15 protein-coding genes are annotated in these 15,948 nt (G+C 49.9%); 13 read left to right on the forward strand and 2 right to left on the reverse strand.

Translation table 11 applies throughout. The features are described 5' to 3' along the window. Positions 1–194 precede the first annotated feature (194 nt). From ACE3MQ_RS17010 to ACE3MQ_RS17020, 3 genes are read left to right on the forward strand one after another with little or no spacing between them, the layout of a single operon-like run. Positions 195–635, forward strand: coding sequence for a hypothetical protein (locus ACE3MQ_RS17010; protein ID WP_379395108.1), 441 nt, complete (start codon positions 195–197; stop codon positions 633–635). Between the two features lie 22 nt (positions 636–657). Then, positions 658–1,809 carry a transglutaminase domain-containing protein gene (locus tag ACE3MQ_RS17015; RefSeq protein ID WP_379394748.1) on the forward strand — a complete coding sequence of 384 codons (1,152 nt, stop codon included), beginning with the start codon at positions 658–660 and terminating at the stop codon, positions 1,807–1,809. A 55-nt stretch (positions 1,810–1,864) separates the two neighbouring features. After that, positions 1,865–3,910 carry a peptidoglycan D,D-transpeptidase FtsI family protein gene (locus ACE3MQ_RS17020; RefSeq protein WP_379394750.1) on the forward strand — a complete coding sequence of 682 codons (2,046 nt, stop codon included), beginning with the start codon at positions 1,865–1,867 and terminating at the stop codon, positions 3,908–3,910. A 923-nt stretch (positions 3,911–4,833) separates the two neighbouring features. Here ACE3MQ_RS17020 and ACE3MQ_RS17025 read toward each other — a convergent pair. Continuing rightward, positions 4,834–5,217, reverse strand: coding sequence for a hypothetical protein (locus ACE3MQ_RS17025; protein WP_379394752.1), 384 nt, complete (start codon positions 5,215–5,217; stop codon positions 4,834–4,836). 603 nt (positions 5,218–5,820) lie between these two features. On the opposite strand from ACE3MQ_RS17025, the gene ACE3MQ_RS17030 reads away from it, so the two are divergent. The 8 genes from ACE3MQ_RS17030 (at position 5,821) to ACE3MQ_RS17065 (ending at position 13,046) form a co-directional block, all read left to right on the forward strand. Then, positions 5,821–6,795 (forward strand): metal ABC transporter solute-binding protein, Zn/Mn family, encoded by a 975-nt coding sequence (locus ACE3MQ_RS17030; RefSeq protein WP_379394754.1) that lies wholly within the window; start codon positions 5,821–5,823, stop codon positions 6,793–6,795. Between the two features lie 47 nt (positions 6,796–6,842). Then, on the forward strand, positions 6,843–7,601 hold the full coding sequence (locus ACE3MQ_RS17035) for a metal ABC transporter ATP-binding protein (RefSeq protein WP_379394757.1): 759 nt from the start codon (positions 6,843–6,845) through the stop codon (positions 7,599–7,601). Positions 7,602–7,607: 6 nt separating this feature from the next. Next, positions 7,608–8,567 (forward strand): metal ABC transporter permease, encoded by a 960-nt coding sequence (locus tag ACE3MQ_RS17040; RefSeq protein WP_379394759.1) that lies wholly within the window; start codon positions 7,608–7,610, stop codon positions 8,565–8,567. Continuing rightward, positions 8,567–9,448 carry a metal ABC transporter permease gene (locus ACE3MQ_RS17045; protein ID WP_379394761.1) on the forward strand — a complete coding sequence of 294 codons (882 nt, stop codon included), beginning with the start codon at positions 8,567–8,569 and terminating at the stop codon, positions 9,446–9,448. Before ACE3MQ_RS17040 ends, ACE3MQ_RS17045 begins: the two co-directional genes overlap by 1 nt. 153 nt (positions 9,449–9,601) lie before the next feature. Beyond that, a complete protein-coding gene (locus tag ACE3MQ_RS17050; protein WP_379395110.1) occupies positions 9,602–10,045 on the forward strand; it encodes a GNAT family N-acetyltransferase in 444 nt (147 codons plus the stop codon). Between the two features lie 26 nt (positions 10,046–10,071). Then, a complete protein-coding gene (locus ACE3MQ_RS17055) occupies positions 10,072–10,872 on the forward strand; it encodes a Cof-type HAD-IIB family hydrolase (protein ID WP_379394763.1) in 801 nt (266 codons plus the stop codon). 7 nt (positions 10,873–10,879) lie between these two features. Continuing rightward, a complete protein-coding gene (locus ACE3MQ_RS17060) occupies positions 10,880–11,365 on the forward strand; it encodes a DUF456 domain-containing protein (RefSeq protein ID WP_379394765.1) in 486 nt (161 codons plus the stop codon). Positions 11,366–11,411: 46 nt separating this feature from the next. After that, on the forward strand, positions 11,412–13,046 hold the full coding sequence (locus tag ACE3MQ_RS17065) for a putative polysaccharide biosynthesis protein (RefSeq protein WP_379394767.1): 1,635 nt from the start codon (positions 11,412–11,414) through the stop codon (positions 13,044–13,046). Here the strand turns inward: ACE3MQ_RS17065 and ACE3MQ_RS17070 are convergent. Then, positions 13,043–14,296, reverse strand: a complete 1,254-nt coding sequence (locus ACE3MQ_RS17070; RefSeq protein ID WP_379394769.1) for a DUF2515 family protein — start codon at positions 14,294–14,296, stop codon at positions 13,043–13,045. The two genes, ACE3MQ_RS17065 and ACE3MQ_RS17070, sit on opposite strands and share 4 nt — an antisense overlap. Before the next feature lie 117 nt (positions 14,297–14,413). Between ACE3MQ_RS17070 and ACE3MQ_RS17075 the strand changes: the two genes are divergently transcribed. Both ACE3MQ_RS17075 and ACE3MQ_RS17080 read left to right on the forward strand, forming a co-directional pair. Beyond that, complete coding sequence (locus ACE3MQ_RS17075; RefSeq protein WP_379394771.1) at positions 14,414–14,776, forward strand: thioredoxin family protein; 363 nt, start codon at positions 14,414–14,416, stop codon at positions 14,774–14,776. A 202-nt stretch (positions 14,777–14,978) separates the two neighbouring features. Then, positions 14,979–15,941, forward strand: a complete 963-nt coding sequence (locus ACE3MQ_RS17080) for a COX15/CtaA family protein (RefSeq protein WP_379394773.1) — start codon at positions 14,979–14,981, stop codon at positions 15,939–15,941. The last annotated feature ends 7 nt before the right edge of the window (positions 15,942–15,948 follow it).

Below are 15,948 nucleotides of genomic sequence, written 5' to 3' on the forward strand. Positions count from 1 at the left end.
TTATACCCTTTTAAAATAACTGCTCCTTACTTTTCCTTAAATACCGGGCAATAAACAGGGGTTAGCTGACATCGCTTAGGTCGATCATGTATAATAACTTACACTATAGAATCCAACAAATTTAAGATGAAACTAAGTTGAAGTCTGTTACGTTTAATTAAGAGAAAATGCGATTGCAGGGGTGTTGTTAAATGATGGATGTACAGGTATGGACGGAGTTTTTGAAGCAAAATTGGCTGATTATCGTCATTGCATTAGTTGTTCTGCTTCTGATTGTCAATTTAGTAAAGACGGTTGTGAAGTGGGCGCTGGTTCTCGTCATCGCCGCTTTCCTTGTCATTTATAGCGGTATTTCGCTCAAGGATATCGGGGATGCTGTGAATACGGTCAAGGATCAGGCGGTGGAATACAGCAAGAATGAAGTGCTGAACGTGATGAAGAACGAAGCCAAGGAGGCGAAGTGGGTTCAGAACGGCGACGGCACCTTTACGATTACGACGCCGAACCTGGAGGTGACCGGAACCCCGGGAAAAGATAAAGTGAAGGTAGTCTTTCGCGGCGTTTCTCTTGGGGAGTGGAAGATGAGCGACACGCTTGAAGCCTTCGTGCAGGAGGCGCAAAGAAACTCAAAATAAGTATAACTCATAGGAGGCGGACATGACGGAAATCTGGATCGACAGTTTGCGGGAATACAACTTGATTTCTGCCTTGCTCATGCTGATTATGGTCATTTCGATATTGCAGGGCTTAATGCGGGGAGCCTCCCGTTCGGCAGGCCGGCTATTCACGTTGTTTAGCGGTGGGCTGCTGTCTCTTCTTAGCATTCTAGCATCCATACCGTTCACGATGTGGATTGCTCCTAAGGTTCAGCAGTGGCTTGGCAGCTTTGCTCTACCTGGCAGAGAGCTGTCGAGATGGGAGCAGCTGTACTACACGCTGATTACGGCGGTACGGGATTTTCCCTTAATGCGTTTTGCTGTCGTGTTTATACTTAGCTACTGGCTGATTCGCTCGGTAATGGGGCTAATCTGCGCCTTTGCATTCGGCGGTGATTCGTTGTTCGGACGCCTAGCTGCCGGCCGGGAGGGAGCGGCATCGGGGATTAGCCGCCTAATGGGCGCTGGAATTGGCGCGGTAATCGGAGCTGCCCGATGCCTGATGGTCATTGCCGTGTTGTTTATCGTGGTCACATTGTTTCCGAACAGCGGCTTCAGCCGTTATGTAGAAGCGTCTCCCGTTTATCAGCAGGGAGCTCGCACGATTATTGAACCGTTATCCGGAGAACTGATCAAGGATAAGCTTCCGGTATTTACGCGGGGAGCCCGGGAAGAGTTGAACGGGATTTTACAGCGCCGATACGAGGTCATCGATGCCGAAATTCCGCAAGATATAGAACAGACCGCAGCGACAATAACCGCGAATGCCAAAACCGACGAAGAAAAGGCCCGCCTGCTCTATGAGTGGATCGGAACCAGGGTAGCCTATGATTACGACAAGGTAAGGGATTATGAGGAGAAGGACATCTGGCATGAGCAGACGCCGCAAATGACCTTCGACAGCAAGCGTGGAGTATGTATCGATTATTCCCGTTTATATGCCGTGATGGCACGATCGCAAGGTCTTCAGGTTAAGGTAGTGACTGGACTTGGGTATGACGGCCGCGGCGGTTATGGCCCGCATGCCTGGAACGAGGTGTACTTAACAGAGAAAGACGTCTGGATTCCGCTCGACGCGACCTGGGCAAGAAGCGGGAATTGGTTTAATCCCCCTGCATTTAACGAGACTCATGTTGCAGATAATGTGATTTAGAGTATGTTACAATAATTGTATCCATGTTCGATCAAGAGAAAGTGAGATTTCTGCGATGAAAAAAATTTATTCGGATGATCCGCGTGAGCAGGAAATAGAGCTGCAGCGACATTTCAATATTCGCCTTAATTTATTTTTTTTCAGTGCGTTTGCCATCTTTACGGTCATCATCGTAAGGCTGGCCATTCTGCAATTTGTTGAGGGGCCGACATTAGCTCAGCAGGGGACGGGCCTTAGAGTGAAGGATGTTCCGCTTCCGCCGACGCGGGGGACGATTTATGCGGCCGGAGGAGAGAAGCTGGCTTATTCGACGCCGGTGCAATCGCTGTATATTACGCTGCAGAAGGACTATAGCAAGAGTTCGACAAAGGGGAAGGAGAACCGTCCCGAGGCGATGGCTTTAGCAGAGAAGCTGAAGGCGGCTTTTGATAAATATGGCGACCCCCAGGCTACACCGATGACGCTTGATGATATTATCGAGGCCATGGATTTGGAGTATCGGAGAGCCAACGGCTTTGCGCCTCGCCGCATTAAGATCGATTTGACGGAACAGGAGATCGCCTATTTCCTGGAGCGGAAGGATCAGTTCCCAGGGATCGATATTGTCGAGGAGAGCATTCGCCATTACGATGAGGATCGAGTAGCCGTTCAGACGATAGGGTATTTGCGAAAGTTCAGCTCTACGCTGGACGTGTCCTGGTATGATTCGGTCAGAGAATTGATGGCATCGGAGAATAAAGATCCTTCCCTGGAGTATACGCCTGAGGAATTCGTTGGCTTTGATGGTCTGGAGATGCAGTATCAGCACGAGCTCCGCGGTAAAAATGGATATAAGAGCGTGCCGATCGACCCGCGAAACATGGCGAGCGGTATTCCAGAGCTGACGGCTCCAGAGAAAGGCTACGATCTGCATACGACGATCAATAAAAATGTGCAGCTGACTGCCCAGCAGGCCATTACCGACCAGCTCAAATGGCTGCACAGCAACCGGGTATCTGGTAAGCTGCATCCGGATGCGAAGACGGGGTATGCCGTAGCCATGGAAGTGGAGAGCGGCAATATTATAGCCATGGCCAGTATGCCCGACTACGACTCGAACGTATGGAAGAGCGGCGGCGTGAGCGGCGAGGTTTGGAAGGAAATCGAGGATAGCTATAAGAACGGGACGATTTGGCCATACGGCTCAGGACGCTCGGGCCATGGCTTTGACTCGACAGTACTGCTCGGCTCGACGATCAAGCCGCTATCTGTGCTGATTGGATTAAATGAAGGGTTGTTCACAACGAATACAACCTACAATGACAGAGGGATCGCCTATTTCGGACGAAACGACTCATCCAGAGTAAGAAACTCCGGAAGCCATGCTTATGGCCCGCTGGACCCATCTAAGGCGATTTATAAATCCTCCAACACCTTCATGGTCGAGATGGTCGGGAAGAGGCTGTACAACAAATACGGTGCCGAAGGAATTGACGTATGGGATAAATACATGAAGGAATTTGGCCTAGGCGTCTTGACCGAAGTGGATTTGCCCTCTGAGTACTTAGGGAAGCTCGAATATAAGGATGAGAATGAGACGGCGTTGGCGAGACTAGTCTATGCCTCATTCGGGCAGCAGGGAAAATATACCGCCATGCAGCTGGCTCAATTCACGGCTACCCTGGCGAGCCGCGGCAAGCGGATGGAGCCGCATCTCGTCAGCAAAATTACCGATTCTGACGGCAACATGGTCAAAGAGTTCGAGCCAAGGGTACTGAACGAAGTGAATTTCAAGAAGGAGCATTGGAATGAAGTCATTAGCGGCATGAAGACGGACGTCTCGGCGTTTAACGGCTTCCCTTATGATTTTGCCCGTAAAACAGGAACCTCTGAGCAGGCTTACCGCGGTAAAATGATTGACAACGGGGTGTTTATCGCCTTTGCTCCACGGGAGAATCCGAAGCTTGCGGTGGCCGTCGTTATTCCTGAGGGTGGATTTGGTTCGATGAGCGCTGCGCCGATCGCACGGAAAATCTTCGATGCTTACGATCAAGAATATGGTTTGGACGGTGTACCGAAGAAAGCAAAACAAACGCAGCAAGAAAAAACAGCAGGCGATTAAATTGATCCATTTTTATAAAAAATGGTATAAGATTTGGCCGTCTATGGTTAAAGCCATAGGACGGCCATTTTTTGCAATTTCCCATTTTTTCCTCAAGCTCTATGTTATGATAATTGTATATTTTGAGCAATTGTAGAAAAGTGGAGGTATTTGCCATGAGAAATTGTATTCTGGAGATCTGCGCAAACAAGAAGCAGAGCTGCAGTATCATTTCAATAATCGCCCTAATTTGTTCTTCTTCAGTACATTTGCTATTTTTGCGGTTATTATTGTCCGGCTGGCTATTTTGCAATTTGTGGAAGGATCCACTAGCCCAGCGAGGCATGGAATTGAAAGTGAGGGACATTCCCTTTTTACCAACGACTCCTTCCCGCAGGAGGTTCACTGCAACACAAGACAATGATCTTCGCTTTCAACTCCCAAGTCACTTTCGGCGGACTGGGAGGAGTGGCCCGTTCTTTCTTTCCAGGGTGGCTTGCAACCCTCGCTCCGCAAAGGCTTTACGAATCAGTTAGAGGGTGTTGGTGTGAACGCGGAACGTTTAGCTATTTCGCTATCCGTAAGTTTGCCCACCGGGCGATTTTCGTCCGCTTCCAGCAGAATTTGTGCACGTCTGATCGAACGGGCGACTGCCTTTCCTTTGGAACAGATGGCTTGCTTGATTCTGATACTATACTAGTTCTTTGAAACAAAACATGTTTAAAAAAGTGAATGTGACTTTTAAATATAAGTTAAGATTCAGGTTTAAAAATATACCAAAAGAAGGTAGATAATAACAACCTAATTTATTCTCTTGTATTTGATCGTTCTTTTAGAAGCAACAATATTTACTACAGGAATCAAAAAAATCGAAACTGCCCGATAGCTAAGTTATCGGGCATGGACTAAAATGGAATTTTTTCTTTAAAATAATAATTGAGCAGTTACCATGTAACCGTATACGTTCCAGTAACACCGCTATCACCTGTTACTTTAAAATAATGATAGCCATATAATTTAAAAGTAACCGAACCCGATTTATTTCCGACGAAGAAGCTTCCTCCGTCTCCTGCTATACCTGATGGATTTCCTGGCTTATAGGCTGCAACGTGGACGCCTTTACTATCAGATCCGCCTTTTGGAGAAAAAGAAACCGTGACCGTTCCATTACAATAGATGTGAGTTGAAGTTTTTCCAATATCATAACTTAAGGAGTCTCCGCTAGCAAAACTTGAAGGAATTAGAACGAGAAGAGCCATCAAACCAACAAATACACTGAAAAGAATTTTTCCTTGCATACCTCGTTTTTTTTCTAAAATAGAATACATAACAAACACCTCCTAATATTTTCCTCTATAATATCATATTTTCCAATTAGATGTAAATGGTTGGATAGTTTCCCTGCTTGAGGATTTTTTGAAAAATAAAGGATGAGAAGAAGTGATTGTTATTTTGTTTCCTATGAACATCTAAAAGGTTACCTTTTTAAGGTCGTCTTTCATAGGAATAATACGGATAACATTTTCTGCTGGAGAGATTAGTCGACACATTCATTCGGGCGTTCCTTCTTTCAAAGTTTTTCACCTACTTAAGAATGGTCGGTTGATTGTTTGGCAAGGGCTTCTTATCATAGGGAGCTTGTATCCCTTTGTATGGTAGTTTTGAGTAAGCAACAACCAAAATCCTTGTAAAAGATATTATTATTTTTGCACATCTGCATATTTCTCCAAAAGCGCTTACGTTTAATTATCTGACCTTGTTTAGTCTATAAAACTAACCGATAAAAATTCTCTTGCTTTTTTGTATAGGTATGGCGTAAAATTTGCACTAGGGAAACTTTATTTTATAAAGCAAACAATTAGGGGTATGGGAAACATATGTTTCCCGACTCAACACATGATAGATGATCTGAGTTATTGGGAGGGAATAGCATGAATCAAAGCAAAATTAAGAAGAGTCCGCTGCAGCGAGTAAAAATGACGCTTGGCGTTTTGGCGTTAATCCTTGTGGCTGCATGCTCCAAGGTAGAGGGAGACGGAACGCCTGCTACTCGCGGAGCAGAACAGGAAGTTATCCAGGTCGTGACCACGACGGGAATGATCGCTGACCTGGTGAAGGAAATCGGAGGCACGGAGGTGAATACCGTCGCTCTCATGCAACCGGGAGTAGACCCGCATTTGTTCAAAGCATCCCAGGGGGACATTCAGAAGCTGGATAAAGCGGATATTATCTTTTACGGCGGTTTGCATTTAGAAGGAAAGATGACGGAAATACTGGAAAAGCTGGAGCGGCATAAGCCTACGGTTCCGGTCTCAAAGGATATAGATCAGGCGGTCCTTCGGTCCGGCGCTGACATCAATGGAACGCAATTCGATCCGCATATCTGGTTCGATGTCAAGCATTGGATTTCTGCTGCGGGAACAGTTCGAGACACCTTGTCCGAATATGATCCGAATCACGCGGATCTGTACAAGCAGAACGCGGAGGCATATATTGAGAAATTAAATGCGCTGGATGCGGAGGTCAAGGAGAAAATAAATGAAATTCCCGAGTCTGGCCGGGTATTGGTTACCGCTCATGATGCCTTTGGATACTTCGGGGATGCTTACGGAATGAAGGTAATGGGGCTTCAAGGCATCAGTACGGCTGCCGAGTATGGCTCGAAGGATGTCAGCAAGCTGCGGGACTATCTCGTTGAAAATAAAATCAAAGCCGTATTCGTAGAGTCCAGCGTGCCGCCGAAAGCGATGGAAGCGGTCATTGCCGGAGCGAAGGAAAAAGGGCATATCGTCAAAATAGGCGGAGAGCTGTATTCCGATTCGATGGGGGAGCCCGGCTCGGGTGCGGATACTTATATTACAATGGTTCGCCATAATGTTAACACCATTGTTGATGCGTTGAAATAAGATGTAGGACGGTACGATGGCCTATGGAATAAAAGGAGCGATAACAGATGAATTCATATCCACTGGAAGTACAAAATTTAACGGTGGCTTATCAGAAGAAACCGGTCCTGCGCTCCGTTTCTTTTCAAATCCCTTCCGGGAAGCTCATCGGTGTGCTTGGGCCCAACGGGGCGGGGAAATCGACGCTGCTTAAGGCGGTGCTTGGCTTACTCCCGAAGGTAGACGGGGAAGTGATGATCTACGGAAAGCCTTACGAGGAGCAGCGCAAGCTGGTCGGTTATGTTCCGCAGCGGGAATCGGTCGATTGGGATTTTCCGACGAACGCTCTGGATGTTGTAATGATGGGACGATACGGACACTTGGGCTGGTTCCGTCGGCCTGGCGCAGAGGAACGACGGATAGCACTTGATTGTTTAAATAAAGTCGGCATGGCCGATTATGCCAGCCGGCAAATCAGCCAGCTGTCTGGAGGTCAGCAGCAAAGGGTGTTCTTAGCTAGGGCACTTGCCCAGAATGCCCAGCTTTATTTCATGGATGAGCCTTTTGCCGGGGTGGATGCAACGACGGAGAAAGCCATTATCGGACTGCTTCATGAATTGAAGGAGCAGGGCAAGACCGTACTGGTCGTTCATCATGACTTATCCACGGTCAAGGAATACTTCGATCACGTCATCCTGCTGAACGGAGAATTGGTTGCAGAAGGCCCTGCTGAGGACACATTCACCCCACAAAATCTGCAGAAAACGTACGGAGGCCGAATCGCCATGCTTCAGGATTTTGCCGCAGTACCGATAGAGATGGAGTGACCTTATATGCTCGATGTTATGTTTGGGTGGTTTAGCGATCCCAATATGAGATGGATACTCATGGGCTCGCTGTTGCTTGGTTTGGGCAGCGGAGTCATCGGCTCCTTCACTTTCCTGCGAAAGCAGAGCCTGCTGGGGGATGCGCTTGCTCATGCTGCCCTGCCGGGCATTTGTATCGCATTTATGCTAAGCGGGGTAAAGTCGATAGGACTATTTATGATCGGGGCGATTTTGTCGGGTATGTTGGCTACATTCGGCATACATTTCGTCACCCGTTATTCTAGAATCAAACAGGACGCCGCTTTAGGAATTGTGCTTACGGTCTTCTTCGGCGTCGGGGTCGTCTTGATGACCAAAATACAGCATAGCGGCAACGGCAATCAGAGCGGCTTGGATAAATACATGTTTGGGCAGGCCGCCTCCATGATGTTGTCTGATGTTTATTTAATGGGAGCCGTTTCCGTTATTCTCGTACTTATTTGCATCATGTTCTTCAAAGAGTTTAAGCTTGTGAGCTTTGATCCAGGCTTTGCGCGCGGAATGGGCTTGAAGGTCGGCCTGTACGAGCAATTGCTGCTCTTGTTGACAGTTGTTGCTGTTGTTGTGGGGATTCAGGCGGTCGGCGTGGTTCTCGTCGCTGCTCTATTAATTACCCCTGCGGTAGCCGCACGCTACTGGACGGATGCGCTCGGTGTCATGGTCATTTTGGCAGGTCTGTTCGGCGCTCTCTCTGGTGTAACGGGTACGCTGATCAGCTCGACATTGTCTAACTTGCCTACGGGACCGGTAACGGTGCTTGCAGCTACCGCGCTATTCGTCGTCTCGATTGTATTTGCCCCGAGAAGAGGCGTAGTAGCCAAATGGATGCGGCATCGACGGACGCGCAAGGATGTGCGTAGAAGCTTGGAAGTTCAAACGGCTTCCGCGATGATTAGTCAGCATGCAGCTGAAAGGGGGGCGGACTGATGTCTGATTTCTGGATTATTTTGACCGGGACGCTCGTTGCCGCCACCAGCGGCATTCTTGGTTGTTTTCTCGTATTGCGTAAAATGTCGCTCGTGGGCGATGCCATCAGCCACTCGGTATTGCCGGGAATTGCCATCGCCTTTATGATCAGCGGGTCAAGGGATTCGCTGCTTATGATGATTGGTGCGGCAGTGCTGGGACTCATAACGGTATTTCTCATTCAACTGCTTCAGCAAGGCGGGCTGCAATCGGATGCTTCGATTGGCATAGTCTTTACTGCGCTCTTTGCCATTGGCGTCATATTGATTAGCCGCAATGCTTCGAATATCGATCTCGACCTGGATTGCGTGTTATTCGGCGAGATTGCCTATGTGCAATGGGATATCCTCATTATTAACGGCTATAATATGGGCCCGGCAGCCGTTTGGTTTCTCGGGATAACTTTGTTTATTGTCTTGCTTGTGATCGGTTTGTTCTATAAACAATTCAAATTGTGCGCATTCGATCCGGCATTAGCCGCTGCCGTCGGTATCCCCGTTGCGCTGTTCCACTACCTGCTGATGGGGCTCGTTTCGCTCTCGACGGTAGCGTCCTTTGAAAGCGTTGGTGCGATTCTAGTCGTCGGGATGCTGATCGTTCCGGCATCCACGGCCTACTTGCTGACAGACCGCTTGAGTAGGATGCTATTGTATAGTGTATTGATCGGTGCGCTCAGCTCGGCTGGAGGATATTATTTCGCCAAATGGCTGGATGCTTCCATTGCCGGCTCCATGATCACTGTCGCCGGGCTGCTGTTCCTGCTGGCCTTTCTGTTCTCCCCGCTTCACGGGCTGCTCGCCCGGTTCAGCAAGCGGCGCCGCATGAAGTCCATGACGGCATAATATGGCTTCGTGTTCAGGTTTAGAAGCTGCATTTCCGGAGGTTTTCGGAATGCGGCTTTTTTCGTATTTTAAAAGTGTTGAATGTTGATGAAGGAGTAATGTAATGTTATTAATAACAATACTGTGGAGCAAAGGAGTTGTTGACGTTTGTTGATGAAGCTGGACGTCGCGAATTACGATATAGCCAAAAGAATGATTGATATACAAATTCCCGCTTATAAGGTTGAAGCAGAACTGATCGGCTTTGAGGGAATTCCTCAATTGCAGGATACGGCGGAAAAGATGATGGAATGCAGGGAGCAGTTCGTCGGATATATGCTGGATGGGGAGCTGGTGGCCTTTATCTCTTACGAGGAAACAGACCAGGAGGTCGAAATCTGCCGGCTCGTCGTGCACCCGTACCATTTTCGTAAAAAAATAGCCACGATTCTCGTGGAGCACATCGTGGAAACCATTTCACAAGGACGCCCGATTCGGGTAAATACAGGGGCATTGAATTTTCCAGCCAAGGGATTGTATCAAATGTTCGGCTTTCGGCAGGTTAGAGATATTGAAGTCGCTCCGGGAGTATTCATTACCGAGCTTAGGAGAAACTAAGTAAAATATATGTGCTCTTCGGTAATATGGTAGAATGGCGATATAGAGAGAGAAGATTGCATCTTGGGAATGGAGGAACTGGAGTGAAGTACAAACTGCTAGCGCTTGATATGGATGGCACATTGCTGAATAGCAATCATGAGATTTCCCCAAAAACGGAGGAGTGGCTGCGCAAGGCGATGGCCGCGGGAATCCATGTCTGCCTCTCGACGGGAAGAAACTACGATGAAGCCGTTCCTTATGGGGAACAGCTCGGACTGGATACCCCGATGATTACGGTTAATGGCAGCGAGGTGTGGCGTACGCCGCACGAACTGTATCATCGCGAGCTGTTCGATCATCAATTGATCGGACAAATGTATGAAATCGCCAGGAAAAAGGACGTCTATTTCTGGGCTTATGCCGTAGAAGGCCTATATAGAGAGGATAATTGGAACCCTGATCTGCTGGAGCGCAACCATTGGCTGAAATTCGGCTACACGACAGAAGATGATCAGCTCCGCTATGAGATCAACATGGAGCTGCAGAACATCCACGGACTTGAAATTACCAACTCATCACCCTATAATTTCGAAATTAACCCGCTTGGGGTGAATAAGGCAAGCGGGGCGGCTATCGTCTGTGAGCTGCTAGGCATTCAAATGTCGGAAGTGGTAGCGATCGGAGACAGCCTAAATGATTTGGCGGCCATTCAGGCGGCCGGTCTTGGCGTTGCTATGGGAAATGCGCAGATCCCGGTGAAGGAAAATGCCGATGTGGTTACGGCTTCGAATGATGATGACGGGATTGCGCTGATCATTCGCGATTATATTTTGACGGAGGAGTGATCCGCTTTTGGATATACTCGGCTGGATTATTGTTATTTCGCTTTTTGTCATCGGGATGGCGGGAGCGGTGTTCCCCGTACTTCCAGGAGTGCTGGCTATTTATTTCGCTTTTTTCGTATACGGCTGGTTCTTTTCGTTTGAAGCGTTGGGGCCTGTCTTCTGGATCGTCCAGACTCTGGTTGTCGTTGCTCTGCTGGTTGCGGATTATGCCGTTGGCGCCTGGGGCGTCAAAAAGTTTGGAGGCAGCAAGCTGTCGGTCTGGTTAAGTACGATCGGCATTATTGTCGGGCCTTTTATTATCCCGGCGTTTGGACTTATTTTGGGCCCGCTGATCGGAGCGATGATCGGGGAAATGATTAAAGGCGAGACGCCGGCAAAGGCCTTTAAGGTCGGAGTCGGGTCAGTCGTCGGCCTGCTTAGCAGCATGGCCGTTAAAATCGTGCTGCAGCTGGCGATGATTATCCTCTTCGTGATATGGATCGTGTCTTTTTAAGGCAAGGGCTGGAGTGTGCCTAATCGAGTAGAAAGAAGGAAAAGTGTTGTCCAAGAAGGAATCGTTTGTTAAAGGAACGTTGATTTTAGCCGGAGCGGCGCTGATTGCCAGGCTGCTGGGATTATTTCAGCGCGTACCGTTAGAGCATATTTTGGGAGACGTCGGTAATGCTTCTTATGTCTTGGCTAACGGGATATATTTTATGCTGCTGCCCCTGGCAACCGCGGGCTTGCCAAGCACGCTGAGCCGGATGGTCTCCGAGCGTCATGCCCTTGACCGGCCTGCCGAATCGGAGCGAGTCTATCAGGCGGCTCTTTGGTTCGCTGCCGTCATGGGCATCCTGATGTCGTTGTTTTTATATTTTGCTGCGCCTTATTATGCGGCTGCTTCCAGAGTGCCGGAGGCTGCCATTGCCATTCGCTCGCTGGCGCCGGCATTGCTTATTTTTCCGATTATTGCCATTATTCGCGGTTATCTTCAAGGCCGCAACATTATGATTGCTGGCGGCATATCTCAGGTCATTGAACAGATCGTTCGCGTCGGCTCCGGGATTTCGCTGGCCTTTGTGCTGTATCATATGAACGCCAAAGGCGAGGAAATTGCTGCTGCGGCGACATTCGGGGCCGTACTAGGCGGCGTGGCCGCGCTCATCGTTATGCTGTATTTCAATGCAAAAACGAAGCGCCGAGATCGAGCGGAGGGGCTTCCCCAGGCGAAAGATGACCCCGATCGGCTGCCCTTCTCCAAAATTTATGCGGAAATATTCAAGCTTTCGATCCCGATCGTGCTGTCGTCGCTTACCGTTCCCGCGGTCAATTTTATTGATGGCTCGATTCTTAAGCCGCTGCTCAGCCAGCAAATCGGCGCGGATCAAGCTACGTACATCCTTGGGATACTCGGGAACCGCGCCCAAATGATTGCGGGCATTCCCCCGATTTTGGCGATAGCGCTCAGCACATCTCTTTTGCCGATCATTTCGGCGGCATTTGCCCGGAAGGATCAGGAGCATCTGCATCAGCAGGTTACGCTTGCGATGCGCGTATCGGTATTGACGGGGATGCCTATGGTGATCGCGCTGACCACGGCCGCTTATTCCGTAAACGGACTTTTATTCAGTACCCGTGATGGCAGCAGCATTATTGCTCTGCTGACCTTCGGTACGATATTTCAGATTACGATGATGATCAGCAACTCGATATTGATCGGGATCAATAAGGTGAATCTCTCCATGGTTCATGTCGGAGTCGGCGTAGCGTTAAAGCTGGTTCTGAGCCTGCTGCTTGCTCCGCTGTGGGGAATCTACGGCATCATCCTCGCGACAATTCTCTGTTTCCTTACGATTACCCTGCTTAACGTCAGGACGATGAAGAAGATTGTTCCGTTCTCGATTATGGGCAGCCGCTGGATCGGTTTTGTGTTTACGATTGCCCTGCTGTCAGGCGCAGGCTACGGACTCAATCAAGCAGGCATCAACTTGGTATCCGTGATGCCGGATCGCTTAGCCTTCTTTATTACCTGCTGTATTGTCGGGGTGGCGGTTGTAGCGCTGTATCCGGTCTTGCTGGTCGTGCTGCGCGTCGTCCGCAAGGACGAGCTTGCGACGTACCCGGCGCCGCTGCGCAAGCTGCTATCCCCACTGATGCGGCTGCAGCGCGGTGGACAGCCCGGTCAAGGCAGCTAAGCCTTGAAGGACTCGGCGGCGTCGTGGGAGAGCGCCGTCTTCAGGACGCCGGCTCTGTGCTCGCGGCTGATGTCGCAGAGGAGCGGCGCCTGAGGCTCGCTGATGCCGTCCAGCGCGCTCGTGTCCTTGAGCCAATCCTCACGGGATATTGGCTCATAAGGCGTGTCGCCCCAAGCCTCCAGGAGCTTGGGGCTGTAGAGACGCTCGCCGGGCGGCAGCGTCTCGCCTTCAAGAAGCTCTGACCCCTGCAAGGGTGCGGTCAGAGCTTCTTCTTGATTGGCCGTGAAGATGTCCGGCCAATAATCGGCGCGCGAGCCGCTGTGCGGCACCGCTCGCGCGAAGGCTTCGGCGCCGCCGCGTACGGCGCGAAGGCCCATGAGCATTGCGTACAGGCATTTGCCTAGCGCGATGCGGGCGGAGAGGCTGCCGAAGTCCGTAACGGTTCGGCCGGCCAGGCGAGTCACGCTGCTGCCCTCAAAGAGCGGAATGACAACCTGGTTGAGGCCCGACAGGCTGTATAGATGAAAATTCGACTTCTCCGTGACGTGCCGCTGATAGAATGGATGCCGAATCACCCGCTGCTCGATATAGTTCTGCTCATTGATGATCAGGCCAACCGTTAGCAGCGCGCTGTCCCGGTCAATCCAGAAACGCTCCCAGAAGGGCTGCATAAACCGCGATACGTTAAAATAGCGCAGCAAATGGAACTGGCTCGCGCCGAGCTCGCGGCTTTTCCGATACAGCAGAAGCTGCGGATAGGCATCTTGAAAAATAAGCGCATTGCTGCGCTCTAGAAAGCGATATGTGGAGCGCTTGCCTTCCTCATCCAGCACATCGGCCATCCGGCTCCCGCGCAGGTCGGTCATATTCCAGCCCGCATTTCGGGATACCATATGGGCCAGGAACGACCAATGAAGCTCGGGGCAGGCCTCATAGCAATCCAGATAAGCGGCGGTGCGCGTAATGTTGCTGACCCCGGCGCGGCTGGTTGCCGTTAGAATGCCCTCGGCTAATTCGCGATCGGAGCGGGTCCACTTTTCATCCTCCTGCGTGCGGTAAGCAGCCCCCCGCCTGAGGAGCTCCTCGATTTCGCTGGAGACCGTTCGGGCGGCTGCTTCATTCCAATGAAGCGGGAGACGTTCCTCCCGCAGCCTGCTCGAATGGGCAATGTCCTCCGCTTTGCTGCGGATGGCTTCGCGTACTACGGCCGGCAGCTGCAGCAGGGCCCGTTTAAGACGATTCTGCTTCATGTGAGTTCCTCGCTTTATTTTCACACGTTATATTACAAAGTATGGCCTAAAGATTTGACTTCCACTCTCCAATTTGTTTGACTTAACTAGAGAACGATACAGAAAGGATGATCTCAAGTGAAGCAAGTGGCATCCGCCGGGGAATTCAATGTCAGCATTCAATCCAGCAATTTAGTCGTCGCCGTGTTTACAGCGAGCTGGTGCGGCGATTGCAAGTTTATCGATCCGTTCATGCCGGAGGTCGAGGAGAAATACGCCGATCGGTTAACCCTGATTGAGGTCGACGTCGACAAAGTGGGCGAAGTCAGTCAGGAGCAGAACATTCTAGGCATTCCTAGCTTTGTTGCTTATTCGGACGGAAGAGAGCTGGTCAGATTCGTGAACAAGCTGCGGAAGTCGCGCGAGGAGATCGAGGATTTCCTGAACAAGGCTCTGGATGTCTATCATACTCTGCATGATACTCCGGAAAGAAAAGAGTAGAATTGGATTAGACTATACCCCTAAAACAGCTGCATCAACAACATAAATCACATCGCCTTCCGAAATTACAGGGGGGCGATGTTTTATTTTTGAACATTTTGTCACAGTTTCACTATGTCGTCCCGTTCCTTATCGGTTATAATGAAGAATGATTTAACGAATTTGTGTATTTTTATAATCCTAAATTGCAGGTGAGAAACCTTTGAACACGAAGCAACTGAAATGGATCGCTTATCTTTCCTGTTTTGTCATGTTCTTGGCAACATTGGGCGGAAGCGTTGTCACCAAGACGGAATCGGGGCTTGGCTGCGGGAACGAGTGGCCGCTCTGCCACGGGAAATTTGTTCCGGCGCATACGGTAGCCTCAATGATTGAGTACTCGCACCGGGCGGTCAGCGGTGCTGCGGGACTGCTCGCCGTAGCCGCTTTTGTGGCATTTTGGAAATACCGCAAAAATCGCAAAGACCTGCAAACCTATGCCTTACTGGCTCTTATTTTTGTCATGGTACAGGCCTTTATGGGAGCGATGGCTGTCGTCTATCCGACCTCATCGGCGGTTATGGCGCTGCACTTTGGCTTTTCGCTGATTGCCTTTGCGAGCTCAATTATGCTTGTACTCGGTATTCGCGAGGATGAAGCCAGGCAGGGAAGACCTCCATCGGCGCCGGCCGCCCGAGTATCCAGGCGTTTTCGAAATCTGGTCTGGGTTGCGACCGTTTATACTTATATTGTCGTATATATCGGCGCTTACGTGAGCCATACCGATTCCGCAGGCGGCTGCCTGGGATGGCCGTTATGTAACGGGGAAGTCATCCCGGAATTGACGGGGGGCGTTGGAATTGCCTTTCTGCACCGGGTTGCCGCAGCACTGCTGTTGATTCTAATCGCGATCTTGGGGCATATCGCCTTCTGGAAGCATCCCGGAAATCGCGAGATCCGTACCTTGGGCTTAGCCGCGACGATTCTTTCGGTGATCCAGGTATTAACAGGGGCTAGCATCGTATTTACCATGAACAATTATCATGTTTACTTGTTTACTTCGTTAGCTCATATCGTCGTTTTGGCGGCCCTGTTCGGGGTGTTATCTTATTTATGCGTACGAACCTGGCAAATGAGCCGTTTGCCGAGCGAGCAGGGGCAGGCATTCAATTCCATCCAGTCTTAGGCCATTG

Origin of the sequence: Paenibacillus lentus, assembly GCF_042714055.1 — a bacterium.
Classification (GTDB): domain Bacteria; phylum Bacillota; class Bacilli; order Paenibacillales; family Paenibacillaceae; genus Fontibacillus; species Fontibacillus lentus_A.